Origin of the sequence: Pseudomonas protegens, from assembly GCF_003732485.1 — a bacterium.
Lineage (GTDB): Bacteria > Pseudomonadota > Gammaproteobacteria > Pseudomonadales > Pseudomonadaceae > Aquipseudomonas > Aquipseudomonas protegens_B.
Genome location: NZ_MOAK01000074.1, coordinates 50,334 through 51,165 on the forward strand (window position 1 = coordinate 50,334; position 832 = coordinate 51,165).

General features: G+C 61.7%; 1 protein-coding gene. It reads left to right on the forward strand.

Going from position 1 to position 832, the window contains the following annotated elements:
* Nucleotides 1-755, forward strand: a 755-nt coding sequence (locus BLX41_RS20020; protein WP_259745031.1) for a phage major capsid protein, P2 family, incomplete at its 5' end; no start/stop codon positions are given.
* Nucleotides 756-832 lie beyond the last annotated feature (77 nt).

The following is an 832-nucleotide window of genomic DNA, read 5'->3' on the forward strand; positions in this document are numbered from 1 at the left end:
GCGAGCCCCGCGACCCGAGCGGGCTGGACAATCGCGGGTACGCCTGTACCCAGACCAACTTCGACACCGGGATTCGCTACCAGAAGCTCGACCAGTGGGCCAAGTTCAAGGACTTTCAGGCGCGCATTCGTGACGCCATCATCAAGGCCCAGGCCCTCAACCGGATCATGATCGGCTGGAACGGCACCAGCCGCGCCGCGACCTCCAACCCATCCACCAACCCGCTGTTGCAGGACGTGAACATTGGCTGGCTGCAGAAAATGCGCCTGGAAAACGCTGCTCGCGTGTTGCACGAAGTGGTCGACGGCAGCGGCAAGATCCAGATCGGCGCGGGCAAGGATTTCGAAAACATCGACGCCCTGGTCATCAGCATGGTCAACGAGTTCATTGAGCCCTGGTACCAGGAAGACACCGAACTGGTGGTGGTCTGCGGTCGCCAGCTACTGGCCGACAAGTACTTCCCGATCATCAACAAAACCCAGGCGCCGACCGAGATGCTCGCGGCCGACATCGTCACCAGCCAAAAGCGCATTGGCAACCTGCCAGCCGTTCGGGTACCGCACTTCCCGGCCAACGGCCTGTTGGTGACCCGCCTCGACAACCTGTCGCTGTACTGGCAGGAAGGCACCCGCCGCCGCACCGTCGTCGACAACGCCAAACGCGACCGCATCGAAAACTTCGAATCGGTCAATGAAAGCTACGTGATTGAAGACCTGGGCTGCGCTGCCATGGCCGAAAACATCACCCTGAGCTGAGGCCGGCAATCATGACCAACCCCTGCCGTCGTCACTTCCAGCGCGTAACAGCAGCCGTTGCAGCGGCTGCTGTCGCC